Below are 21,791 nucleotides of genomic sequence, written 5' to 3'. Positions count from 1 at the left end.
ACGGACGTCACGTTTGGCTGGACGCCGTGGCGTTTCGCCCGCAAACGCATGTCATGGCCTGAGACGTCCATCATCGTTTGATAAAGAACGTCGACGGTCACGCTACCGTCAGGTCGAAGGCCGCGGAGCAATACGCGACCGCCGCAAGAGTATGGAGACGCCCGTAACGCGTGGGCACGGGGTGCCCACCCTACGAGTTCGGCGCCGCCGTCATGCGTCCCTGGACTCGTCGCTCTTGTACTCGTCATACTTGCGCGCGTCCCCACGCACTTTGTCGGCCGGGTACTTTGCCCGGTTCAGCACCATCTTCTCCTCGACCGCCGCCATCAGGTCGACGTCGAGCTTGTCGGCCAGGCGCACGAGATACACCAGCACGTCGGCCATCTCGTGGCGCACCTGCACCAGCTTTTCGGAACCGAGCTCCTCGGGCCGGCCGCTGTGCAGCCACTGGAAGTGCTCCAGCAGTTCGGCCGCCTCGACCGACAGCGCCGACGACAGATTCTTCGGCGTGTGGAACTGGTCCCAGTCGCGTTCATCCACGAACTGGCGGACGATCTCGCGCAGGCGGGCCAGTTCGCCGTCGGGATTCACTTCGCCCCGCCCTCGAGGTAACCCTGCAGCACGACCTCGAGCTTGGGTGCGATTTCCGCGAAGCTGCTGACCGTGATGCCGAGGTCGCGCAGCAGGCCGTCGTGCACGCCGTAGACCCAGCTGTGGATGGTCAGCGGCTGGCCGCGTTCCCAGGCGTCGCGCACGATGGTCGTCTGCGCCACGTTGATCACCTGCTCGGCCACGTTCAGTTCGACCAGGCGGTCGCTGGCGGCCTTGCCGGCCACGTTGCCGAGGTATTTGCCGTGCTTGTCGCGCACGTCGCGCACGTGGCCCAGCCAGTTGTCGGCCAGGCCGACACGGGTATTCGTGAGCGCGGCGTGCACGCCCGAGCAGCCGTAGTGGCCGCAGATGATGATGTGCTTGACCTTCAGGACATCGATCGCGAACTGCAGCACGGCGAGGCTGTTCAGGTCCGAATGGACCACGACGTTGGCGATGTTGCGGTGGACGAAGAGTTCGCCCGGCGCCATGCCCAGCAGTTCATTGGCGGGCACGCGGCTGTCCGAGCAGCCGATCCACAGGTATTCCGGGGCTTGCTGCGAAGCCAGGTCGTTGAAGAAGTCCGGGTCTTCCTTGACCATGTCGGCCGCCCATTCGCGGTTGCGTGCGAACAGGTCTGCGGCCGTCAGGCCGGTAGGCGTTTTTGCCATCTTGATTTTCTCCCTTGCTGCGGGCGGCGCGGCGGACGGCGCCATCCCGTGATTTTCCGTGAGTTTTCCGTATTGTAAGCCTTGGCGCGTACAGACGAAAAAAAACCGCCGGGAACTCGCGCTCCCGGCGGTTGGATGCTTCTTATTCGAAGAAGTCCTTGACCTTGTCCATCCAGCCCTTGCTTTGCGGGCTGTGCTTGGCGCCGCCTTCGACCGTCATGCGTTCGAATTCGCGCAGCAGGTCCTTCTGCTTCTCGGTCAGCTTGACCGGGGTCTCGACGACCACGTGGCAGAACAGGTCGCCGGCGTAGCCTGAGCGCACGCCCTTGATGCCTTTACCCTTGAGGCGGAAGGTCTTGCCGGTCTGGGTGCCTTCCGGCACCGTGAACGAGACCTTGCCGGTGAGGGTCGGCACCTCGATCTCGCCGCCCAGGGCCGCCTTCGAGAACGAGATCGGCATTTCGCAATGCAGGTCGTCGCCCTCGCGCTGGAACACCGGGTGCGGCTTGATGTGGATCTCGACGTACAGGTCGCCCGACGGGCCGCCATTCGTGCCCGGCTCGCCGTTGCCGGTCGAGCGGATGCGCATGCCGTTGTCGATACCGGCCGGGATTTTCACTTCCAGCGTCTTGTTGCGCTTGATGCGTCCGGCGCCGCTGCACGACGGGCAGGGTTCGGGGATCATCTTGCCGCTGCCGTGGCACTTCGGGCAGGTCTGCTGGATGCTGAAGAAGCCCTGCTGCATGCGTACCTGGCCATGGCCGTGGCAGGTGGTGCAGGTGACCGGCTGCGTGCCCGGCTTGGCGCCGCTGCCGTGGCAGGTGTCGCACTTGTCCCAGCTCGGCACGCGGATGGTGGTGTCGAAGCCGTTGGCGGCCTGTTCCAGCGTGATCTCGAGGTTGTAGCGCAGGTCGGCGCCGCGGTAGACCTGGGGGCCCGCGCTGCGCGAACGACCGCCACCGAAGATGTCGCCGAAGATGTCGCCGAAGGCGTCGCCGAACCCACCGGCGCCAAAGCCGCCGCCGCCGCCCATGTTCGGGTCGACGCCGGCGTGACCGTAACGGTCGTAGGCCTCGCGCTTCTCCGGATTGGTCAGCATCTCGTAGGCTTCCTTCACCTCCTTGAACTTCTCTTCCGCTTCCTTGTTGTCGGGGTTGCGGTCGGGGTGGTACTTCATCGCCAGCTTGCGATAGGCCTTCTTGATGTCTTCTTCCGAAGCATTCTTCGCGACCCCGAGGATCTCGTAAAAATCACGCTTTGCCATTTGGCACCTTGCTGTTATCTACTGAACAAAACTGTCTGTTGGAGCAAAAAAACCGAGCCGGCACCTGTATGGCTGCAGCGGCTCGGTTCCTTACGCGGTCAAGGATTACTTCGCGTCCTTCACTTCCTTGAAGTCGGCGTCGACCACGTCGTCGGCCTTGGCCGAAGCGTCGGCGCCACCCGCGGCCTGGGCGCCGGCGGCGGCATCAGCACCGCCCTGCTGCGCCTGCATGTCGGCGTACATCTTTTCGCCGAGCTTCTGGGCAGCGGTCGACAGGGCCGCGACCTTGGCGTCGATGTCGGCCTTGTCGCCCGACTTGATCGAGCCTTCGAGGTCGGTAATGGCGGACTCGATCTTTTCCTTCTCGCCGGCTTCCAGCTTGTCGCCGTATTCGGTCAGCGACTTGCGGGTCGAGTGGACCAGCGCGTCGGCCTGGTTGCGCGACTCGGCCAGTTCCTTCACGCGCTTATCTTCTTCCGCGTTCAGCTCGGCGTCCTTCACCATCTTCTGGATTTCCTCCTCGGTCAGACCCGAGTTGGCCTTGATGGTGATCTTGTTTTCCTTGCCGGTGGCCTTGTCCTTCGCGCCCACGTGCAGGATGCCGTTGGCGTCGATGTCGAAGGTCACTTCGATCTGCGGCGTGCCGCGCGGCGCCGGCGGGATGCCTTCGAGGTTGAACTCGCCCAGGCCCTTGTTACCGGCAGCGATCTCGCGCTCGCCCTGGTAGACCTTGATGGTCACGGCCGGCTGGTTGTCGTCGGCGGTCGAGAACACCTGCGAGAACTTGGTCGGGATCGTGGTGTTCTTGTGGATCATCTTGGTCATCACGCCGCCCAGGGTTTCGATACCCAGCGACAGCGGGGTCACGTCCAGCAGCAGCAGGTCCTTGCGGTCGCCGGCCAGCACCGAGCCCTGGATCGCCGCGCCAACCGCCACGGCTTCGTCCGGGTTCACGTCCTTGCGCGGATCCTTGCCGAAGAACTCCTTCACTTTTTCCTGCACCTTCGGCATGCGGGTCATGCCGCCGACCAGGATGATGTCGTCGATGTCCGAGACCTTCACGCCCGCATCCTTGATAGCGGTGCGGCACGGCTCGATGGTACGGGCAACCAGTTCCTCGACCAGCGACTCCAGCTTGGCGCGGGTGATCTTCAGGTTCAGGTGGACCGGCGCGCCGTTCGCCATGGCGATGTACGGCTCGTTGATTTCGGTCTGCTGGGCCGACGACAGTTCGATCTTGGCGCGCTCGGCCGAAGCCTTGATGCGCTGCAGGGCGATCGGGTCCTTCGACAGGTCGAGGCCGTTGATCTTCTTGAACTCGTCGATGATGTAGTCGATGACGCGCTGGTCGAAGTCTTCGCCGCCCAGGAAGGTGTCGCCGTTGGTCGACAGCACTTCGAACTGCTTCTCGCCGTCCACGTCCGCGATCTCGATGATCGAGACGTCGAAGGTGCCGCCGCCGAGGTCATACACGGCGATCTTGCGGTCGCCCTTGTCGGTCTTGTCCAGGCCGAATGCCAGCGCGGCCGCGGTCGGCTCGTTGATGATGCGCTTGACGTCCAGGCCGGCGATGCGGCCGGCGTCCTTGGTCGCCTGGCGCTGCGAGTCGTTGAAGTAGGCCGGCACGGTGATGACCGCTTCGGTGACTTCTTCGCCGAGGTAGTCTTCGGCGGTCTTCTTCATCTTGCGCAGCACTTCTGCCGAGATCTGCGGCGGCGCCAGTTTCTTGTCGCGCACGCCGACCCAGGCGTCGCCGTTGTCGGCTTTGGTGATCTGGTACGGCATCAGCGAGATGTCCTTCTGGACTTCCTTCTCGTCGAACTTACGGCCGATCAGGCGCTTGACCGCGAACAGGGTGTTCTTCGGGTTGGTGACAGCCTGGCGCTTGGCAGGTGCGCCGACGAGGATCTCGCCGTCTTCCTGGTAGGCGATGATCGACGGCGTGGTGCGCGCGCCTTCGGCGTTCTCGATCACCTTTGGCTGGCCGTTTTCCATGATCGCGACGCAGGAGTTGGTCGTTCCCAGGTCAATACCAATAATTTTGCCCATGATTTATTTTCCTTTGAATACTGAAATGTTCTGATGTTTCGGATATGGGGAAAAACCTGACTGCTTTCAAGGCCTTTTGCCAAGCAGCACCATACTTTTTCTTATTTCGGCTGTGCTACCGTGACGATGGCCGGACGCAGCAGGCGGTCGGCGATCATGTAACCTTTTTGCAGAACATTCACCACGGTATTGGCTTCCTGGTCCGCCGGCACCATCGAGACAGCCTGGTGCTTCATCGGGTCGAGCTTCTCGCCCTGCGCCGGCATGACTTCGACCAGGCGGTTCTTCTCGAAGGCAGTGGTGAGCTGCTTCAGGGTCATCTCGACGCCTTCGCGGATCGCCTCGACCGTTTGCGTTTCCACCTTCAGCGCCATTTCCAGGCTGTCGCGCACCGGCACCATGGCCTCGGCGAAGCTTTCGATGGCGAACTTGTGCGCCTTGCTGACGTCTTCCTGGGCGCGGCGGCGGATGTTCTCGCCTTCGGCCTTGGCACGCATGAACGCGTCGTGCATTTCAGCCAGTTTGGCTTCAGTCGCGCTCAGTTGTTCTTCGAGGCTGGGCTCGCGCGCTTCGTCCGGCGTGGCCTGGGCGGTCGCGGCTGCGGCGTCGCCTTCCGGCTGTTTAATCACCTCTGGATTTTCTTGGTCTTGCATCGAAAATACTCCTGAAATCAATGACTTGGCTGAATGGTTAGACAGGTCCTGCTTGTCGTACAGCGCCGCATATGGGGCGATCTCCTACATTTTCAAGGGGAATTGCGCATTTGTTAGCGGCAGAACCGACAACATTTGTTACAACTCTTACCGATGAAATAATTCTTTCCCTGCCGGCAAGTTCTAAGATCGCTTACCGACGCGTTGACACGGGCGTCGCCAGAACAAGAACCAGTCGTGGGAGAGACTCATGAGATTGCCGTTGATTAGCAGCGCCGTCGTGGTGTACACCGCCCTTGCGGTGGCATGCATCTGCTATGCCGGGTTGTGAGCCAAGCCGTAAAACGTAGCATTTTAGCAGGTTGGGCCGTGGGGAGCCCGGCGGGAGGATTTCGAAGGTTGCGGTGTGCGAACCTGTGTTGAACGCGTGGGCGGCAAAGCCGCCCACCCTACCGTCCGCATACCCGTAGGGTGGGCGGGTTCCCCGCCCACGCGTCGATCGCTATCGTGGGAACTGCCGCGACCGTGCCGGCACTGATGGTGTTACTTCACGCCCCGAGACGCAACGCATGCTCGCGCGCGACTTCCGCGTCGCGCCGCTCCGCTTCCCGCTGCGACGGGCTCATCATGGTCGGCCAGCCGATCAGGTGCTGCTCGGCAATCTCGGCCAGCCCGACGATCCAGGTCGGCGCCTCGTTCAGGCAGGGGATGTAGTGGAATTCCTTGCCGCCGGCGCTTTCAAAGTCGTGCTTTACTTCCATCGAGATCTCTTCCAGCGTTTCCAGGCAGTCGGCGGTGAAGCCCGGGCAGATCACGTCGATGCGCTCGACGCCCTGGCGCGCCAGTTCGGCCACGGTCGGCGCCGTGTACGGCTGCAGCCACTCGGCCTTGCCGAAGCGCGACTGGAAGGTGACGATGTACTCGTCCGGCGCCAGGCGCAGGCGCGCCGCCAGCAGGCGCGCGGTCTTCTGGCATTCGCAGTAATACGGGTCGCCCAGCAGCAGCGTGCGCTTCGGCACGCCGTGGAAACTCATCACCAGCTTCTGGCCGCGGCCGTGCGCGTCCCAGTGCGCCTGCACCGTGTCGTGCAGCGCGTCGATGTAGCCGTCGTGGTCGTGGTAGTGCTTCACCAGGCGCAGCTCGGGCACGTTGCGGATCGCTTTGTAGTGGGCAAACACGGCGTCCCAGATCGAGGCCGTGGTGGTGCCGGAATACTGCGGATACGAAGGCAGGATCGCGATCCGGTCGCAGCCGTCGAGCTTCAACTGGTCCAGCACTTCCGGCAGCGAGGGCGAGCCGTAGCGCATCGCCATGCGTACCTGCACGCCTTCGTGGCCGCGCTGCTCGAGCGCCGCCTGCAGCAGCTGCGCCTGCCTTTGGGTATGCACCTTCAGCGGCGAACCCTCCTTCGTCCAGATCGTCTGGTATTTCTTGGCCGATGCGCCGGAGCGGAACGGCAGGATGATCAGGTTGAGAATGAACGACCACACCAGGCGCGGGATTTCGACCACGCGCGGGTCGGACAGGAATTGCTTCAGGTAGCGCTTGACCGCGGAACGGGTCGGCGCATCCGGCGTGCCGAGATTGACGAGGACGATGGCGCTTTGGGCAACGGTGCCGTGGGTGTGGGGCGGTTCTTTTCGAAAGGGCATAGACAGGACAGGAATGCGTGGGGCTCCATTATAGGTGCGCGCCGTCCGGCCTTCGAGAAGATAATGTTGATCGCGGCGATAGCCCAACAGTTGCGCGCTGCCGCTTGACGCGAAGCAGCCTGTGGGCCATGGCGCCGGGTGATCGAAGCGCTGCGGCAGCGTGGGCGCAAGCGCCCACCCTCCGCGATACCGCCGCGGTCCCGGCCCGTGCCGCGTCAGGTCGTCACATGCAGGCGCACGTCGATGTTGTTGCGCGTCGCGTTCGAATAGGGGCAGACGATGTGGGCCTTGTCGACCAGCTCCTGCAACTGCTGCTTATCCATGCCCGGACCGTGGATGGTCAAATCGGCCTCGATGCCGAAGCCGGTCGGGATCTGGCCGATGCCGACCTCGCCCGTCACCGTCAGCTCCTCCGGCAATTTCACCTTTGCCTGGCCGGCGACGAACTTCAGCGCGCCCAGGAAGCAGGCCGAGTAGCCGGCCGCGAACAGCTGCTCCGGGTTGGTGCCGGTGGCGCCGTTGCCGCCCAGTTCCTTCGGTGTCGTCAGCTTGACGTCCAGCACGCCGTTATCGCTGCGCGAGGTGCCCTCGCGGCCGCCCTGCGAAGTGGCCTTGGCGCGGTACAGGACTTTTTCGATGCTCATGCGAACCTCCTTGTTTTGGTTGGAGGGAGATTGTGGCAGAGCGGTGAAGTAGGCAGCGCCCGGTTAGCGCGCCCGGGCAGGCAGCGCACTTGCCTGGCGCTTAACGACTTCGACACTTCGAGAAAACCGAAGTAACGCATCGAAAAAAGCATGTTTTTCTTAAGAAATCCCTGCGTACAATTTGTTCAATATTTAATAACTAAAGAAAGAACAACATGAACGACTTCCTGGCGTCAGCCATGACGCAGCTTGCCACGCTGTTCGATGGGAACATGGGCTGGACCATCCTGGCCCTGGCACTCGTGGTACGGCTGGCCCTGTTCCCGCTGACGCTGCACCTGGCGCGCAGGATGCTGGCGAACCAGCAAAAAATCAAGGCGTTGCAGCCCCAGGTCGACGCCATCAAGGCGCGCCTTGCGTCGGACCCGAAGGCCATGTTTACGGCGGTCTCGGCGCTGTACAAGGAAAACGATGCGCGCATGTTCGACCGTTCCAGCCTGTTGGGCGCCCTGGTGCAGCTGCCGGTATTCGGCCTGCTGTACAAGGCGATCACCAACGCCAGCGCGGGCAGCTTCCTGTGGATCAGGAACCTGGCTGCGCCCGATACGGTTCTGACCCTCGTCGTGCTCGCGCTGACCGCCGTCGCCGCTTACTACGCGCCGACCACCGCGGCGGACACGGCAATGGTGATGATGGCCGTGCAAATCCTGGTGACGGCCTTCATCGTGTGGAAGCTGGCGGCGGGCGTCGGTTTGTATTGGGCGGTGTCGGCGTTTGCCAGTGTTGTCCAGAACTTTGTGCTGCGTTACGGGTTCAACGCGCCGAGGAAGCAGGCTGAATAAGCGGTAACGCTCGCATCTCGCAAACGTCGGGCTGTATGGCATACCGACGCTACAGGCCAAGCTAGAGGCGGGCTCGTAATGTAGAGAAATCTGATGCGGCGACGCATCCGCTGGTTGAACGCGTGGGCGGCGTCGACGCAGCATGGTCATCGGAAGCACGGGTGGAGCCGTCCACCCTACGCCCCTCCGTTACACGCTTGCAGGCCATTTACAAGGGCAAGCCGGAATTCACGACGCCAGCAACTCCCGCGCATGCTTGCGCGTCGTCTCGGTAATCTCGATCCCGCCCAGCATGCGCGCCACCTCTTCCACGCGCGCCCGGTTGTTCAGCACCTCGATGCGCGAGACCGTGCGGCCCTCGCCGGTCGTGCCCTTGGCCACCTGGAAGTGCTGGTTGGCCTGGCTCGCCACCTGCGGCAGGTGAGTGACGCACAGCACTTGCCGCTGCTGGCCGAGGCGTTTCAGCAGGCGCCCCACCACTTCGGCGACGCCGCCGCCGATGCCGCTGTCGACCTCGTCGAAGATCAGGGTTGGCGTGGTGGTCGCGTGCGAGGTGATGACGGAGATCGCCAGCGAGATGCGCGCCAGTTCGCCGCCCGAGGCGACCTTCGCCAGCGGACGCGGGGCGACGCCGGCGTGGCCGGCCACCAGGAATTCGATCTGTTCGAGGCCGTGCGCGCCGGGCTCGGCCTGGTTCAGGGAGACCTCGAAGCGGCCGCCGCTCATGCTCAGTTCCTGCATGGCCAACGTGACCTGTTCGCTCAGGGATTTTGCAGCGGAAACCCGCCGCGCCGATAGCCGGTTCGCCACCTTGCGGTAGGCGCTTTCCGCCTTTTCTTCCTGGCGTTTCAATCCCTCGATGTCGGTGGCGTCGGCCAGCTGGCGCAGTTTCGCGGCCAGCGTGGCGTGCTCCTCGGGCAGCTCTTCCGGCGTGACGCGGTACTTGCGCGCGGCGCTGTGCAGGGCGTCCATGCGGGCGTCGACTTCGCGCAGGCGGTCCGGGTCGAGCTCGACCTTGTCGATGTAGTTGTTCAGCGCGTACACCGCTTCCTGCAGCTGGATGCGCGCCGGTTCCATGCAGTCGAGCACGCCCTGCAGCTCGGCGTCGACGTCGACCAGTTTACCGAGCTTGGTGTTCAGCGAACTCAGTTGCGACAGGATCGGGTGGTCCGACTCCGAGATGGCGGCCAGCGCCTCCTGCGCGCCCTCGATCAGGCTGGCGGCGTGCGACAGGCGGCTGTGCTCGTTCGAGATCTCGACCCACTCGCCCGGTTTCGGCGCCAGCTTGTCGAGTTCGCTCACCTGCCATTCCAGGCGCTCGCGCTCGATCAGCACGTTCTTGGCGTTGGTTTCGTATTCCTCGCGCTGGCGCGACAGCGCGCGCCAGGCGCGGTAGGCGGCGGCCACTTCCTGCGCCTCGGCGGCGGCGGCCGGATCGCGCACGGCGATCTGGTTATCGAGCAGGGCGCGCTGGGCCTCGCTTTTCAGCAGGCTCTGGTGCGCGTGCTGGCCGTGGATGTCGACCAGCATGTCCCCCAGCTCGCGCAACTGGCCGGCGGTGGCCGCGATGCCGTTGATGTAGCCCTTCGAGCGGCCGGCGTTGTCGATCACGCGGCGCAGCAGCGCCCCGCCCTCTTCACTCGCGAACTCGTGCTGCGCGAGCCAGGATGCGGCGGCTTCGGTCACAGCGAAATCGGCCGTGATGTCGGCCTTGGCCGCGCCTTCGCGCACCATGCTGGCCTCGCCGCGCCCGCCCAGGGCCAGTTGCAGCGCATCGATCAGGATCGATTTGCCGGCGCCGGTCTCGCCGGTGAAGACCGAAAAGCCGTTGGCAAATTCGAGCTCGATGGCGTCGACGATGACGAAATCGCGGATGGTCAGTGTGCGCAGCATGAAGAAACAGGTCTCCTGTCGGTTCTTTATTTGAGTTTGCCGTCGTGCGACGGGTATTCGTGCCAGTGCAGTTTTTCGCGCAGGGTGTGGTAGTAGCTCCAGCCTTCCGGGTGCAGGAAGGTGATGGTATTGGGCGAGCGCGAGATGACGATCTCGTCGCCGTGCTGCAGGCTGGCGAAAGTCTGCATGTCGAAGTTCACGGAGATGTCGCGGCCCGACACGATCTCGACCACGATCTCGCTGGTGTCGGGCACGGCGATCGGCCGGTTCGACAGCGCATGCGGCGCAATCGGCACCAGCACGATGCCCTGCAGGCTCGGGTGCAGCAACGGGCCGCCGGCCGACAGCGCGTAGGCCGTGGAGCCGGTCGGGGTCGAGACGATCAGGCCGTCCGAGCGCTGGTTGTACATGAACTGGCCGTCGACCGCCACGCGCAATTCCGCCATGCCGGCGCCGCTGCCGCGCGCTACCACCACGTCGTTCACGGCCACGCCGCAATAGATCATTTCGCCGCCGCGCATGACCCGGCCTTCGAGCAGAGTGCGCTTCTCGGACGTCGCCTTGCCCTGCAGGATTTCGCCCAGCGCCGGCAGCATGCGGTCGACCGGAATGTCGGTGATGAAGCCGAGCCGGCCGAGGTTGATGCCGATCAGCGGGATGTCGTACTTGGCGAGCTGGCGCGCGATGCCGAGCATGGTGCCGTCGCCGCCCATGACGACTGCGAGGTCGGCCTGTTCGCCGATGTCGGCCACGCTCATCGGTTCGACGCCCGGCAGGCCGAGGTGGGCGGCCGTATCGGCCTCGAACACGACGCGGTAGCCCGCGCCTTGCAGGAAGCCCAGGATGCGCGCGACCGGCTCTTCGATGCCGGCCGTGTTCTGCCGTACGACAAGCGCGATGATTTGTTGCGGGTCAGGCGTAGAGGGCATAGATTTCTCGGCATCGATAGGAAAACACGCTGCGAGATTAACCGATAATCCCTGCGCCTGCTACCCGGCCGCACATCGAATACTGTACAAAATCACAGTATAGATGCGCAGGGGCCGGAAGGGCAAGATCAGCCCATCATTGCCAGGCCCGCGGCGAGCACGGCCGCGAACAGGATGCACAGCGAATGCGCCGTCATCAGGACCATCCAGCGCAAGGCAGTGACGAGGCGGGTGCCGCCGTAGACCTTGCGCATGGCGGTCGGCAGGTAGAACACCAGCCACAGGAACAGTGCCTGCCCCACCAGCGGCACGCCTTCGGGCACGAGCATCAAGAGACTCAGGCAAAGGAAGGCGAAGGCGTTGCTGTGCAGCGCGAACAGGACGTGTTCGCCGTAACGCCGCCCCGATCCCAGGTAAAGCAGTTTCAGCAGCGCCGCGAACACCGGCATCAGGGCAAAGATCGCATACGGCGCATAGCTGAAGAAGGCGCGCTTGAGCGCGGTGTTGCGCTCGGCCCTGGGCAGCTCGCTGAAATGCGCGACCTTCGCGCCCAGCGCCGGGTGCACCTTCTCGACCAGGTTGCGTGCCTTGCGGGCATCGCCTTCGAACTCGATCAACCCGGGTTCTTCTTTTTTCCGGCTGTCCGCGGCCGGCGGCGTCGGCGCCGGCTCGCTCGCGGTCGCCGGCGCTGGCTTGCTCGCGGCTGCCGGCGCCGGCTTGCTCGCGGCTGCCGGCGCCGGCGCCACCGCGGCCGGCTTCTCCGGCGCCGCCTGCCGCCCGTCGTCGCCGAAGCTGAGTCCGACGAGCTTGAACAGCGCAAAGAAGATGATGCTGAAACTCAGGTAGAGGCGCAGCGGCTCGACGTAGCGCACGCGGCGGCCCTGGATGTACTCGAGCGTCAGCCGGCCCGGCCGGAACAGCAGCAGCGCCACCGATTTCCACAACTTGCCCTCGAGCGCGACGTAATGGGCGATGAACTCGTGCAGGAATTCGCGCGCGCTCGGCACGTGCAGGTGCGCCGGCTGCCCGCACCCTGGGCAGAACTTGCCGCCCAGCGGCGTCCCGCAATTCGGGCAAAGGGTGGCGGCCTGGTGCGGGAGGGCTTCGGTATTCACGGTTTGGCTGGGCAATGATGTCGAAGTCGACATGTTATCGAGTTAATTGCAAAAAAGCATTACTCATTGCGCTATTCAATTGCGCGACTGCCGCGGACGCGACGCGTTAGGATTCATGCAAGAGTATGCAAAGGAGGATGCAATGGTTACCGAAACCAAGGACCGCTTCGTCAACACCGATGCGAAGATCGAGAACGACGGCGTCAAGCGCCAGCCGCACGAGCGCGACGAGTCGCCCGACGGCCAGGACCTTGAGCCGCGCGGCGTCATGAAGCAGGCGGCGGAAGACCTGGCCCAGGGCCTGGTCGACACCGACGCCCGCGCCACGCCCGGCGTGAGCGAATCGGTCGATCCCGCGCCCGGCGCCACCGGCCAGGCCAACCCACAACCCGACCGCCATCGCTCGATGCGCGATCACGACTCGGCCCAGCCCCTGCCGGGCAAGAACCGCTGAAAGGAAGCGACATGACCATCAAACGCAACGGCAGCGCCGTCTGGAGCGGCGGCCTGAAGGACGGCAAGGGCGCGGTCTCGACCGGTAGCGGCGTGCTGAAGGATTCGCAGTACGGTTTCAATACCCGCTTCGAAGACGGCCCCGGCACCAACCCGGAGGAACTGATCGGCGCCGCGCACGCGGGCTGCTTCACGATGGCCCTGTCCGGCCAGCTCGGCCAGGCCGGCATGACGGCCCAGGAACTGCGCACCACCGCCACCGTCTCGATGGAAAAGGTCGAGGGCGGCTTCTCGATCACCGCCGTGCACCTCGACCTGGTCGCCAAGATCCCGGGCGCCAGCCAGGAAGCCTTCGACAAGGCGGCCAATACCGCCAAGGAAAACTGCCCGGTGTCGAAGCTCCTGAACGCGAAGATCACCCTGAGCTCGCGCCTGGAAAACTGAGTTGCAAACCTAGGGTGGGCGGTTTTCCGCCCACGCGTCCAACCACCGTTCGCTCCGACGAACACGCCGCATCTCGCGTTACCCGGTGAATTGCGCGGAACGATTCGCGGCGCCCTGCCCTCCGACACAGCCGCCTCCGGCAAGCTTCGCCTCAAACGCATAAAATTGCCCTTTCCGAACCATCAAGAAAGACAACCCCATGCGCTTCCTCCACACCATGCTCCGCGTCGGCGACCTGCAGCGCTCGATCGACTTCTACACCAAGGTCCTCGGCATGAAACTGCTGCGCACCAGCGACAACCCCGAGTACAAGTACAAGCTGGCCTTCCTCGGCTATGGCAGCAACCCCGAGCACGCCGAACTCGAACTGACCTACAACTACGGCGTCGAGAGCTACGACATGGGCACCGCCTACGGCCACATCGCGATCTCGGCCGAAGACATCTACGCCACCTGCGACGCCGTGCGCGCGGCCGGCGGCAACATCACCCGCGAACCGGGCCCGGTCAAGGGCGGCAGTACCGTGATCGCCTTCGTCACCGACCCGGACGGCTACAAGATCGAGTTCATCCAGCGCAAGGACAACGAAGGCGGCGGCGGCCTGAGCAACTAAGCGCTCCAGGCAAAGGATGCCGAAACCGACCCTGCCCAGCAGGGTCGGTTTCTTGCTGTTAAAATTCTTCTGCCTGTTCCACAGGCAATCAATACGTCTTCGGGGCGGGGTGGAATTCCCCACCGGCGGTAAGATTGGAAACAATCAAGCCCGCGAGCGCCTGCCTTCGCCGGCAGGGTCAGCAGATCTGGTGCGAATCCAGGGCCGACGGTCATAGTCCGGATGAAAGAAGATGTGCGCTGCCATGCGCTTGCTTGCGCTCGCCCATACGGCTTGCAGGCAGGTCGCGTCTATTCGCTTGCCCTGATGCGTTTTTCGCCAACTTCACGCGAGGAGCGTTTCACATGTTAGTCAACACTTACACCCTTCACAGCACCGACCTGGACGGCCGCATCGCAGCGGCATTGGCTGCGGTCCGGGCCGGCATTCCCGTCATCCTGCTCGACGATTTCGACCGCGAAAACGAGGCCGACCTGATCGTCGCCGCCGACAAGCTGAGCGTCGAAACGATGGCGCTGATGATCCGCGAATGCAGCGGCATCGTCTGCCTCTGCCTGTCCGCCGACAGGGTGCGCGAACTCGAACTGCCGCCGATGGCGATCGAGAACGGCAGCCGCTACGGCACACCGTTCACGGTCTCGATCGAGGCCCGCCACGGCGTCACCACCGGCGTGTCCGCGCTTGACCGGGTCACCACGGTGCGCGCCGCGATCGCGCCCGAGGCCAAGCCGGAAGACCTGGTGCGTCCGGGCCACGTGTTCCCGCTGCGCGCCACCCCGGGCGGCGTGCTGGCCCGCGCCGGCCACACCGAAGGCTCGGTTGACCTGGCGACCATGGCCGGCCTGCAGCCGGCCGCCGTGCTGTGCGAGCTGATGAATCCGGACGGCACCATGATGCGCGGCGAGGACATCGAGCGCTTCGCCGAGGAGCGCGGCTTCCCGATCCTGACCATCGCCGAGATGATCGCCTGGCGCAAGGCGCGCGAAGGCAAATAAAGCAGGAAGAAAGCCAGAGAAAAGCAACGGCGCTGCGGCGCCGTTTTCTTTTCGGAAAATAATTTCTCTTATTGCCAACAGTCAATATCTTGTTTGATGGCGATTAAGCAAGCTCATCTTTAACGCGGCGCCGCGGCGAACGCGTCCTAGACTGGACATGAACTCTTTAATGGAGGCACCCATGTTCACATCTCGTTCAGGAAGCACCGTGCGCCCGGCACTGCGCACGGCGGCAACGTTCGCGGCGCTCGCGCTGCTGGCCGCGTGCGGCGGCGGCGGCGGCAATGGCCCGGGCCGGCAACCCGCTCCGCCGGTCGCTTCGCCGCCCCCGCCCACGCCCCCGGTGGAACGCGGCCCGCTCTACCATTTCACGGCGATCGGCCTGCCGGGCATGACGCTTGGCGCCGTCGTGCGCCAGGGCATCGCCAACGGCGCACTGGTGGCGGGCACCGCCTGGATCGGCACCGAGACCCGGGCCTTCCTGTACGACGGCAAGAAGAACATCGACCTCGGCACCCTCGGCGGCGGCAGCGCCCGCGCCTTCTCGGTCAACCCTTGCGGCCATGTGACCGGCTGGGCCTATACGGATACCGGCATCGCGCACGCCTTCTACTACGAAAACGGCAGCTTGCGCGATCTCGGCACGCTCGGCGGCGCCGACTCCTACGGCAACGTGATCAGCACCTGCGGCAAGGTGGCGGGCTGGGCCGGCACCAGCGCCGGCCAGGCGCATGCTTTCTACCACGATGGCAAGACCATGCACGACATCGGTACCTTCGGCGGTGACGCATCGGCCGCGACCGCCCTCAATTCCCTGGGCCAGGTCGTTGGGTACGCTTATCTTGCGGACAGCACGTATCGCGCTTTCCTGTATGACGCCCGCACCGGTGGGCCGATCCTGGACATCGGCCCGGCGGGCTGGCGTTCGAGGGCAGTCGACATCAACGAAGCCGGCCAGGTCGCCATCTCGGCGGTAGGCGCATCCACCCTGCGCGCCTACCGCTATGCCGGCGGCGCGCTGCTCGATCTCGGCCTGCCGCCCGGCGCCCGCGATGCGGAGGCCACGGCCATCAATGCCGCCGGCCACGTGGTCGGCACCGTCACCTATCCCGACGAGCGCAAGGTCGCCTTCCTGCACGACGGCACTACCCTGCATGAGCTCGGCACCCTGGGCGGCGGCCGCATCTCGCAGGCGGTCGCGATCAACGCGTCAGGCCTGGTGGTGGGATCGTCCGTCGACCCCACCGCCGTCGGCCAGCGTGCGTTTGCCTGGAGCAGCAGTTACGGCATGGTCAACCTGAACGAACGGGTCACGAACCTGCCCAAGGGTGTCACGCTGATCGCGGCGCTGGCCGTGGCCGACGACGGCGGGATTGCCGTGCGCACCAACGAGGGCCTGGGCTTGCTGCGGCCGCGCAAGTGAACGCGCCAGCCGCGCTGCAATGAAAAACGGCACCGCAAGGTGCCGTTCTCGTGACGGGAGCGCCTGGCTTACTTCTGCAGCAGGTTATTCACCGGCACCAGGTCCGCCTCGCGCAGCGAGCCCGACGCCGCCTTCAGGCGCAGGCCGTTCAGGATGGTGTTGTAGCGCGCGCGGGCCAGGTCGGTGCGGGTCGAGTACAGCTGGCGCTGGGCATTCAGGACGTCGATGTTGATGCGCACGCCGACCTGGTAGCCGAGCTTGTTCGACTCGAGCGCCGACTGGCTCGACACCTCGGCCGCCTCGAGCGCCTTGACCTGGGCCAGGCCGCTGTTCACGCCGAGGAAGGCCTGGCGCGCCTGCAGGGCGGCGTTGCGGCGGGTCGCTTCCAGGTCGTTGCGGGCGCGGTCTTCCAGCGCGATCGCTTCGCGCACGCGGCTGGTCACGGCAAAGCCGCTGAAGATCGGCACCGTCCACTGCACGCCGATCGAGTTGGTGCGGCCGTCGCCCGAGTTGCTGGTACGGCCGTTGACGTTGCTGCGGCCGGTATTCGCGACCAGGTCCAGGGTCGGCAGGTGGCCGGCGCGGTTCCTCGAGATCTCGCGCTTGGCCGTCTCCAGCGACAGCTGCTGCACGGTGACGCCGTAGTTCTGGGTCTCGGCGGCGCTGACCCAGGCGTCGGCGGTGGCCGGTTGCGGCGGCACCAGCGCGATGCCCGACTGCAGCGGCGCCAGCGCGCCCGGTTCGGCGCCGATGATGGCCTGCAGCGCGCTGCGCTTGTTGTCCAGGTCGTTCACGGCGGCGAATTCCTGCGCCACCACCAGGTCGTAGGCGGCCTGGGCTTCGTGGGTGTCGGTGATGGTCTGGGTGCCGACCTCGAAGTTGCGCTTGGCCGAGGCCAGCTGCTCGGTCACGGCGCTTTTCTGGGCGCGGGTCGACTCCAGCGTGTCCTGGGCCGCCAGCACGTCGAAGTAGGCCTGGGCCACGCGCGTGATCAGGTCCTGCTGGGCCTGGGCGAACTGGGCTTCGGCGACGGCCTGGGCCAGCTTGCTCTGCTCGTAGGTCTGCCAGCGGTCCCAGCGGAACAAGGGCTGGGTCAGCGACAGGCTGTACTGGTTGGTGCGCAGGTTCGAACCGCTGCCGACGACGGGGGTCGGCACGCCGCCGACGTTGACGGTATCGCCCTCGTTGAATGGCGAGAAGTCGTTATCGTTCTTGACGTACGACCCCGACAGGCCGACGGTCGGCAGCAATCCCGCACGCCCCTGCGTCACCCGTTCGCGGCCGGCGGCGAGCGATGCGCGCGCGCTGGCATAGGTGGCGTCGTTGGCCAGGGCCTGCTGGTATACCTGGATCAGGTCGATCGCGTTCGCGTCGAACGACACGAAAGCGCTGGCCAGCAGCATGGCGATGAGGGGTTTCTGCATTGCGGTCTCCGTCGGAGTCATCAAAAGTGAGGAAAACAGGTCAGTACTTCGGCATCGCCGGATCGACCTGCATGGCCCAGGCGTGTATTCCGCCCGTCAAATTCGTTACGTTCTCGAAGCCGTTACGCTCGAGGAAAGCGGCAACCTGCATGCTGCGCGCGCCGTGGTGGCAAATACAGACGATCTCCTGGTCGTCGCCGAGCTCGCCGGCGCGGATCGGGACCAGGTGCATCGGGATCTGGGTCGAGCCTGCGATGTGGCAGGTCTCGAATTCCCAGTTCTCGCGCACGTCCAGCAGCAACGGGCGCTCGCGCGCCGGGTCGGCCAGCCAGGCGGCCAACTCGGGGGCGGTAATGTGCTGCATCGCGCGTCCGCTCAGAACGTGAAGCGCGACGCGACCGGCGCACCGGCCAGCGGCTTGGCGTTGGTCTCGAACAGCTTGACCGTGTCGTAGCCGGTTTCCGAGACGCGGGTGACGATCTCGCAGGCCATGGCCGGCGCCTGGCCGACGATGGCGGCGATGCGGCCGCCCACCTTCACCTGGCGCAGGAAGGCTTCCGGCAGGCTTTCCAGGCCGCCCGAGATGACGATCACGTCGTAGGGCGCGCCCTGCTCCCAGCCCGCCGCGCCATTGCCTTCGACCACGGTGACGTTGTCGATGCCGGCCTTCTTCAGGTTCTGCTCGGCCAGCGCCTTGATTTCCGGCGAGAGCTCGACCGCGGTCACGTGCTGCGCCTTGTGCGCCATCAGCGCCGCCATGTAACCCGAGCCGGCGCCGATTTCCAGCACCTTCTCGTGCTTCTTGAGGTTCAGTTCCTGCAGAATGCGCGCTTCGATCTTCGGGTTGAACATCGTGTCGCCACCCGGCAGCGGGATCTCGACATCGGCGAAGGCCAGGTTCTGGTAAGCCTCCGGCACGAACTGTTCGCGCTTGACCACATGCAACAGGTCGAGAACATCCTGGTCCAGCACGTTCCAGGGGCGGATCTGCTGTTCGATCATGTTGAAGCGGGCTTGTTCGATATTCATCTCAATACTCAGTGGAAAAAGAAATAATCCGATATTTTATCGTTGAACTGCCTCAGGACGCACATCTTATCGGGATGGCATCGAGATCGCGTGAAATTGCGACAGTCTGCAGTTTGGAGGGAATGAACGCCTGAAAAAGGCGTCCTGAAGAGATCGGCTGTTCACGCCGCCGATCACGCGCCGGCGACCGCGGCGGCCGGGGGCAGCAGGCCGTGCAGCGCCATGTCGAGGAAGGTGTCGAGAAAGGCTTTCGGTTCGAGCGCGCCGCGCTCGCAGGGGCCGACCGAATGCTTCCAGGTGACGAGCATGAGCATCGGCGCGATCAGGACCTGGGTCATCTGGATGACGTCGATGGAACGGAACTCGCCGCGCGCGATGCCGCGCTCGAGCATGCTGGAAATCATGCGCGTGCCACGGTTGATCACTTCTTCCTGGTAGAACTTGGCCAGCTCGGGGAAATTGTTCGCTTCGGCGGTGACGAGCTTGGCGATGCCCGACACCTTGGTGCCGCCGACCCGCTCCCACCAGGCCAGCAGCACGTTGCGCAGCAGGTCGGCGCTGTGGCCGTCGAATTCGGCGACCGAGGACTCGGCCTCGCCGATCACGGGCACGATGCTGGTGCGCACCACGGCCTTGAACAATTCCTCTTTGTTTTCGAAATACAGGTAGAGCGTCCCCTTCGAGACGCCGGCGCGGCGCGCCACGTCCTCGAGCCGGGTAGCGGCAAACCCCCGTTCGACGAACAGGTCGATGGCTGCCGCCAGCAATTCCTGCGGACGAGCATCCTTGCGGCGCTCCCAGCGCGGCTTGGTGTCAAATGGGCATTCCATGCTTCTGTCCGACAACTTTCAAAGAGTCATCGAATATAGACCCCGGTCCGTGGGCAGTCAAGCATACATACGCCTGCCTGCAGCGGGATCCGGCCCGTGTTTACAAGTCCTTGCGCGCTTTTCGTACGCTTTTCACGTATTTTCGACACCTTTCCAGCGCCTGCGCCGTTCTGCTTCCTACCTGCTTCCTGGCTGCTCCCTACCTTGCCTTGCCGTTGCCGCAACCGTAGATCCGCCCTTCGCTGCGCGGCCGGTAGAGCGCGCCCTCGCGCTCGCGCGCCGGCTGGTCGGTCTGCTGGCGCGGCACCTGGAACACCGACAACACGTCCGCCACGCCCGGCAGGAGTTTGCCGACCGCGACGTCCAGGCTGGCGATGGCGCCGACCTTCAGGTTGCGCGTGGGCGTGGTGGCGGCCTGCAGGATCGCCGCGGCCACCTGGTGCGGGTCGAGTTGCGGCCCGGGCAGCTTCGGTTCGTTCTTGAGGTAATTGCGCGCGTGCCGGGGCAGCGGCGTGTCGACCGCGGTCGGCTCGATCAGGGTGATCGACACCGGGGCGCCGTCGACCTGTTCGATCTCGATGCGCAGCGCGTCGGTGAAGCCTTTCACGGCGTGCTTGCTGGCCGAATACATGCCCTGCAGCGGAATCGCCACTTCGGACGCTTCGCTGCCGACGTTGACCAGGGCGCCGCCGGTCATGCGCAGGTGCGGCAGCGCCGCCAGCGAACCGTTGACCATGCCCCAGAAATTGATGTCGAACAGACGCCGGCTGTCGGCCTCGTCCACTTCGTCCAGCCTGCCGTAGATGGTGCAGCCGGCATCGTTGACCCAGGTGTCGATGCGCCCGAAGCGTGCGATCGCCTGCGCCGCCACGTTCTCGACCTGGGCGCGGTCGGACACATCGGCCACGACGTGGACGGCGTCGTGCCCGCTGGCGCGCAAGCCGCCGACGATGGCTTCCAGTACGTCGCCGCTGCGCGCGACCAGCACGAGCTTCGCGCCGCGCCGCGCCGCATCCTGGGCGGTGGCCAGGCCGATGCCGCTCGACGCCCCGGTAATGACCATCACTTGCTGGTCGAGTGGTTTGAGCGAACTGGCCATGCGCAGCGTCCTCCGTCGGCGTGATCTCTTGGGCCCACCTTAGCAGGAATGCCAACTGTGCAGCGCCCGCCAGCCACAGGCATGGCCGGCCGCCGTCCGCTTGCGCTGTCGGCTTGCGCCGTGGGCTTGGTATACTGCCCGCTCCGGCCGCTTCAGCGCCGGCCGCCCTCCTCCTGGAACCCGATGAATTGCCGCGACCATTGCGGTGCCTGCTGCACCGCGCCCTCGATCACCAGCCCGATTCCCGGCATGCCCAACGGTAAGCCGGCAGGCGTGCGCTGCGTGCAGCTTGCCGACGACAACCGCTGCCGCATCTTCGGGCAGCCGGAACGGCCGGCCTTCTGCGCCGGCCTGCAGCCTTCGCTGGACATGTGCGGGAGCAGCCGCGAGCAGGCCATGCTGTGGCTCGGCGAACTGGAGCGGGCGACAGCACCGGGCTAGGTTTTACGCTCGTCCTCGTCCTCGTCCTCGTCCGCCTCGGTCTCGCACGGCGACAGCAGCCTGGCCTTTTTCTTCTTCTTGACGGTGGTGGAGATTTCCTGGCCCGGCTTGGTGGCCGGCGGCGGAGCGACCGGGATCGGAAAGCCGAGAAAAACCATGATGAAAAAGACCGACAGCAGCAGGTAGAACAGCGGACGCTTCCAGTTGAGCTTTTGTTTCATCATTGCCAATAAATGAGTATTGGCAATGGCGGTTCAATAGCTGCCCTGTAAATATCCTTTGCGGGTAGCAAGCCGCGCCACGGCGGTCAATGTGCCGTGGCCGGGCGCTGCGCCTGCTGGATGTGGGCGAACAGGGTGCCCAGGGTCATGCGCTCGTCCCAGATATCCTCGAGCACGATGCCGAAGCGGGTGCGCAGTTCGCGGGCGAGCGTGTCGAATTCCATGGCGCCGCTCATCCACTTCGAGGAAGACAGCGCGCGATAGAGGCCAAGCAATTGATCGTCGGGACGGAATTTCAGGAGGTCGGCGTCGCGGAAATCGAACGCGGAAGTGAAGACGGAAAGGAATTCGCGGATTTGTTTCTTGGTGGCGGAAGGGAAGGCGCGGCGCCACTGGCGGCCCTGGCAAGTACGTGTGCGCAGGGGGTTGGGCAACTGCCCGAACGCCAACATGGCCCAACCAACAGCCAGGATGACGAGGATCGCAAAGATGCTCATGGGTAGACGACAGCGTTAC

The 21,791-nt window shown here is 64.8% G+C and carries 24 protein-coding genes and 1 riboswitch; of the genes, 7 read left to right on the top strand and 17 right to left on the bottom strand.

Annotation, left to right across the window (positions count from 1 at the left end):
• Positions 1-210 precede the first annotated feature (210 nt).
• From RT688_RS11260 to RT688_RS11230, 7 genes are all read right to left on the bottom strand, one after another.
• Complete coding sequence (locus RT688_RS11260) at positions 211-591, bottom strand: nucleotide pyrophosphohydrolase (RefSeq protein WP_313704969.1); 381 nt, start codon at positions 589-591, stop codon at positions 211-213.
• Positions 588-1,262 carry a carbonate dehydratase gene (gene can, locus RT688_RS11255; protein WP_313704968.1) on the bottom strand — a complete coding sequence of 225 codons (675 nt, stop codon included), beginning with the start codon at positions 1,260-1,262 and terminating at the stop codon, positions 588-590. The genes RT688_RS11260 and can overlap by 4 nt, the downstream gene beginning before the upstream one ends.
• Before the next feature lie 142 nt (positions 1,263-1,404).
• Positions 1,405-2,526: a molecular chaperone DnaJ gene (dnaJ, locus tag RT688_RS11250; protein WP_313704967.1), complete on the bottom strand. Its 1,122-nt coding sequence runs from the start codon at positions 2,524-2,526 to the stop codon at positions 1,405-1,407.
• 105 nt (positions 2,527-2,631) lie between these two features.
• Complete coding sequence (dnaK, locus tag RT688_RS11245; protein ID WP_313704966.1) at positions 2,632-4,575, bottom strand: molecular chaperone DnaK; 1,944 nt, start codon at positions 4,573-4,575, stop codon at positions 2,632-2,634.
• Positions 4,576-4,676: 101 nt separating this feature from the next.
• Positions 4,677-5,228: a nucleotide exchange factor GrpE gene (grpE, locus tag RT688_RS11240; protein ID WP_313704965.1), complete on the bottom strand. Its 552-nt coding sequence runs from the start codon at positions 5,226-5,228 to the stop codon at positions 4,677-4,679.
• A 548-nt stretch (positions 5,229-5,776) separates the two neighbouring features.
• A complete protein-coding gene (hemH, locus tag RT688_RS11235; RefSeq protein ID WP_313704964.1) occupies positions 5,777-6,880 on the bottom strand; it encodes a ferrochelatase in 1,104 nt (367 codons plus the stop codon).
• Between the two features lie 215 nt (positions 6,881-7,095).
• Entirely contained in the window at positions 7,096-7,524 is a 429-nt protein-coding gene (locus tag RT688_RS11230; protein ID WP_313704963.1) for an organic hydroperoxide resistance protein, read from the bottom strand.
• A 215-nt stretch (positions 7,525-7,739) separates the two neighbouring features.
• Here RT688_RS11230 and RT688_RS11225 point away from each other — a divergent pair, with 215 nt between their 5' ends.
• The gene (locus RT688_RS11225; protein ID WP_313704962.1) at positions 7,740-8,366 is read left to right on the top strand and encodes a membrane protein insertase YidC; all 627 of its coding nucleotides are present in this window, start codon (positions 7,740-7,742) and stop codon (positions 8,364-8,366) included.
• A gap of 228 nt (positions 8,367-8,594) precedes the next feature.
• On the opposite strand, the gene recN is transcribed toward RT688_RS11225, so the two are convergent.
• The 3 genes from recN to RT688_RS11210 form a co-directional block, all read right to left on the bottom strand.
• Positions 8,595-10,259, bottom strand: a complete 1,665-nt coding sequence (recN, locus tag RT688_RS11220) for a DNA repair protein RecN (protein ID WP_313704961.1) — start codon at positions 10,257-10,259, stop codon at positions 8,595-8,597.
• Positions 10,260-10,285: 26 nt separating this feature from the next.
• Positions 10,286-11,188, bottom strand: a complete 903-nt coding sequence (locus tag RT688_RS11215) for an NAD kinase (protein WP_313704960.1) — start codon at positions 11,186-11,188, stop codon at positions 10,286-10,288.
• Between the two features lie 128 nt (positions 11,189-11,316).
• Positions 11,317-12,303: a DUF3667 domain-containing protein gene (locus RT688_RS11210; RefSeq protein WP_313704959.1), complete on the bottom strand. Its 987-nt coding sequence runs from the start codon at positions 12,301-12,303 to the stop codon at positions 11,317-11,319.
• 142 nt (positions 12,304-12,445) lie between these two features.
• Between RT688_RS11210 and RT688_RS11205 the strand changes: the two genes are divergently transcribed.
• The 5 genes from RT688_RS11205 to RT688_RS11185 all read left to right on the top strand — a co-directional run bounded on the left by RT688_RS11205 (position 12,446) and on the right by RT688_RS11185 (position 16,231).
• A complete protein-coding gene (locus RT688_RS11205; protein ID WP_313704958.1) occupies positions 12,446-12,757 on the top strand; it encodes a hypothetical protein in 312 nt (103 codons plus the stop codon).
• Positions 12,758-12,768: 11 nt separating this feature from the next.
• A complete protein-coding gene (locus RT688_RS11200; protein ID WP_312550839.1) occupies positions 12,769-13,200 on the top strand; it encodes an OsmC family protein in 432 nt (143 codons plus the stop codon).
• A 199-nt stretch (positions 13,201-13,399) separates the two neighbouring features.
• On the top strand, positions 13,400-13,813 hold the full coding sequence (gene gloA, locus RT688_RS11195) for a lactoylglutathione lyase (protein ID WP_313704957.1): 414 nt from the start codon (positions 13,400-13,402) through the stop codon (positions 13,811-13,813).
• Between the two features lie 91 nt (positions 13,814-13,904).
• Positions 13,905-14,051: riboswitch (FMN riboswitch) on the top strand.
• 106 nt (positions 14,052-14,157) lie between these two features.
• The gene (gene ribB, locus RT688_RS11190; protein ID WP_313704956.1) at positions 14,158-14,808 is read left to right on the top strand and encodes a 3,4-dihydroxy-2-butanone-4-phosphate synthase; all 651 of its coding nucleotides are present in this window, start codon (positions 14,158-14,160) and stop codon (positions 14,806-14,808) included.
• Positions 14,809-14,989: 181 nt separating this feature from the next.
• Positions 14,990-16,231 (top strand): hypothetical protein, encoded by a 1,242-nt coding sequence (locus RT688_RS11185; protein ID WP_313704955.1) that lies wholly within the window; start codon positions 14,990-14,992, stop codon positions 16,229-16,231.
• A gap of 68 nt (positions 16,232-16,299) precedes the next feature.
• Here RT688_RS11185 and RT688_RS11180 read toward each other — a convergent pair whose 3' ends face one another.
• The 5 genes from RT688_RS11180 to RT688_RS11160 form a co-directional block, all read right to left on the bottom strand.
• Complete coding sequence (locus RT688_RS11180; RefSeq protein ID WP_313704954.1) at positions 16,300-17,655, bottom strand: TolC family outer membrane protein; 1,356 nt, start codon at positions 17,653-17,655, stop codon at positions 16,300-16,302.
• A gap of 40 nt (positions 17,656-17,695) precedes the next feature.
• Positions 17,696-18,019, bottom strand: coding sequence for a rhodanese-like domain-containing protein (locus RT688_RS11175; RefSeq protein ID WP_312550848.1), 324 nt, complete (start codon positions 18,017-18,019; stop codon positions 17,696-17,698).
• Between the two features lie 11 nt (positions 18,020-18,030).
• Entirely contained in the window at positions 18,031-18,684 is a 654-nt protein-coding gene (locus tag RT688_RS11170; protein WP_313704953.1) for a protein-L-isoaspartate O-methyltransferase, read from the bottom strand.
• A 173-nt stretch (positions 18,685-18,857) separates the two neighbouring features.
• Positions 18,858-19,514: a TetR/AcrR family transcriptional regulator gene (locus RT688_RS11165; RefSeq protein ID WP_313704952.1), complete on the bottom strand. Its 657-nt coding sequence runs from the start codon at positions 19,512-19,514 to the stop codon at positions 18,858-18,860.
• A 199-nt stretch (positions 19,515-19,713) separates the two neighbouring features.
• The gene (locus RT688_RS11160; protein ID WP_313704951.1) at positions 19,714-20,613 is read right to left on the bottom strand and encodes an SDR family oxidoreductase; all 900 of its coding nucleotides are present in this window, start codon (positions 20,611-20,613) and stop codon (positions 19,714-19,716) included.
• 183 nt (positions 20,614-20,796) lie between these two features.
• Between RT688_RS11160 and RT688_RS11155 the strand changes: the two genes are divergently transcribed.
• Positions 20,797-21,054 carry a YkgJ family cysteine cluster protein gene (locus tag RT688_RS11155; protein ID WP_313704950.1) on the top strand — a complete coding sequence of 86 codons (258 nt, stop codon included), beginning with the start codon at positions 20,797-20,799 and terminating at the stop codon, positions 21,052-21,054.
• Here RT688_RS11155 and RT688_RS11150 read toward each other — a convergent pair.
• Positions 21,051-21,275, bottom strand: coding sequence for a hypothetical protein (locus RT688_RS11150; protein WP_313704949.1), 225 nt, complete (start codon positions 21,273-21,275; stop codon positions 21,051-21,053). The two genes, RT688_RS11155 and RT688_RS11150, sit on opposite strands and share 4 nt — an antisense overlap.
• Positions 21,276-21,361: 86 nt before the next feature.
• Positions 21,362-21,772 (bottom strand): hypothetical protein, encoded by a 411-nt coding sequence (locus tag RT688_RS11145; protein ID WP_313704948.1) that lies wholly within the window; start codon positions 21,770-21,772, stop codon positions 21,362-21,364.
• Positions 21,773-21,791: the final 19 nt, after the last annotated feature.

Source organism: Massilia sp. (genome assembly GCF_032106685.1).
Lineage (GTDB): Bacteria > Pseudomonadota > Gammaproteobacteria > Burkholderiales > Burkholderiaceae_D > Telluria.
Note: the sequence above shows the minus strand (reverse complement) of the source record. Positions and strands in the feature narration are given on the sequence as shown.

Bases quoted from the DNA above. Each gene is read 5' to 3' on its own strand.
- can (WP_313704968.1), bottom strand. From the start codon at position 1,262: ATGGCAAAAACGCCTACCGGCCTGACGGCCGCAGACCTGTTCGCACGC.
- dnaJ (WP_313704967.1), bottom strand. From the start codon at position 2,526: ATGGCAAAGCGTGATTTTTACGAGATCCTCGGGGTCGCGAAGAATGCT.
- dnaK (WP_313704966.1), bottom strand. From the start codon at position 4,575: ATGGGCAAAATTATTGGTATTGACCTGGGAACGACCAACTCCTGCGTC.
- grpE (WP_313704965.1), bottom strand. From the start codon at position 5,228: ATGCAAGACCAAGAAAATCCAGAGGTGATTAAACAGCCGGAAGGCGAC.
- hemH (WP_313704964.1), bottom strand. From the start codon at position 6,880: ATGCCCTTTCGAAAAGAACCGCCCCACACCCACGGCACCGTTGCCCAA.
- RT688_RS11230 (WP_313704963.1), bottom strand. From the start codon at position 7,524: ATGAGCATCGAAAAAGTCCTGTACCGCGCCAAGGCCACTTCGCAGGGC.
- RT688_RS11225 (WP_313704962.1), top strand. From the start codon at position 7,740: ATGAACGACTTCCTGGCGTCAGCCATGACGCAGCTTGCCACGCTGTTC.
- recN (WP_313704961.1), bottom strand. From the start codon at position 10,259: ATGCTGCGCACACTGACCATCCGCGATTTCGTCATCGTCGACGCCATC.
- RT688_RS11215 (WP_313704960.1), bottom strand. From the start codon at position 11,188: ATGCCCTCTACGCCTGACCCGCAACAAATCATCGCGCTTGTCGTACGG.
- RT688_RS11205 (WP_313704958.1), top strand. From the start codon at position 12,446: ATGGTTACCGAAACCAAGGACCGCTTCGTCAACACCGATGCGAAGATC.
- RT688_RS11200 (WP_312550839.1), top strand. From the start codon at position 12,769: ATGACCATCAAACGCAACGGCAGCGCCGTCTGGAGCGGCGGCCTGAAG.
- gloA (WP_313704957.1), top strand. From the start codon at position 13,400: ATGCGCTTCCTCCACACCATGCTCCGCGTCGGCGACCTGCAGCGCTCG.
- ribB (WP_313704956.1), top strand. From the start codon at position 14,158: ATGTTAGTCAACACTTACACCCTTCACAGCACCGACCTGGACGGCCGC.
- RT688_RS11185 (WP_313704955.1), top strand. From the start codon at position 14,990: ATGTTCACATCTCGTTCAGGAAGCACCGTGCGCCCGGCACTGCGCACG.
- RT688_RS11180 (WP_313704954.1), bottom strand. From the start codon at position 17,655: ATGCAGAAACCCCTCATCGCCATGCTGCTGGCCAGCGCTTTCGTGTCG.
- RT688_RS11175 (WP_312550848.1), bottom strand. From the start codon at position 18,019: ATGCAGCACATTACCGCCCCCGAGTTGGCCGCCTGGCTGGCCGACCCG.
- RT688_RS11170 (WP_313704953.1), bottom strand. From the start codon at position 18,684: ATGAATATCGAACAAGCCCGCTTCAACATGATCGAACAGCAGATCCGC.
- RT688_RS11165 (WP_313704952.1), bottom strand. From the start codon at position 19,514: ATGGAATGCCCATTTGACACCAAGCCGCGCTGGGAGCGCCGCAAGGAT.
- RT688_RS11160 (WP_313704951.1), bottom strand. From the start codon at position 20,613: ATGGCCAGTTCGCTCAAACCACTCGACCAGCAAGTGATGGTCATTACC.
- RT688_RS11155 (WP_313704950.1), top strand. From the start codon at position 20,797: ATGAATTGCCGCGACCATTGCGGTGCCTGCTGCACCGCGCCCTCGATC.
- RT688_RS11150 (WP_313704949.1), bottom strand. From the start codon at position 21,275: ATGAAACAAAAGCTCAACTGGAAGCGTCCGCTGTTCTACCTGCTGCTG.
- RT688_RS11145 (WP_313704948.1), bottom strand. From the start codon at position 21,772: ATGAGCATCTTTGCGATCCTCGTCATCCTGGCTGTTGGTTGGGCCATG.